This window comes from Pollutimonas rozaliensis, assembly GCF_048751585.1.
In the GTDB taxonomy this organism is placed as follows: Bacteria; Pseudomonadota; Gammaproteobacteria; order Burkholderiales; family Burkholderiaceae_B.
Map to the genome: position 1 here is coordinate 1 of NZ_JAZHOB010000174.1, position 263 is coordinate 263.

Here is a 263-nt window from a genome sequence, read left to right on the forward strand (position 1 = left end):
TTAGTTCCTAACGGCTTAGTTACAGAGAGGCTTTAACATAATAGGGATTGGTCTGTTTGTTTTCAGAGCCGAATTCTGAACGCACTATGCGGTTCCATAATACCGAGTTAAATTGTCCTTTGGGGATCGATGGATAGAGCGTTTCCAGCTCTTCTTGTGCAAACCGCATAAACTGCTTTTTCTGTTGCTGATTGTATTTGCTCAACACAATGTTGTATTGCTTAATCCATTCGGTTTTAAACGCACGTAAAGCTGGCTCAGCC

1 protein-coding gene is annotated in these 263 nt (G+C 41.8%); it reads right to left on the reverse strand.

Annotation, left to right across the window (positions count from 1 at the left end; all coding sequences use genetic code 11):
• Positions 1-19: 19 nt before the first annotated feature.
• The coding region (locus V0R37_RS22450; RefSeq protein ID WP_420376602.1) for a hypothetical protein at positions 20-263 on the reverse strand (244 nt) is incomplete at its 5' end.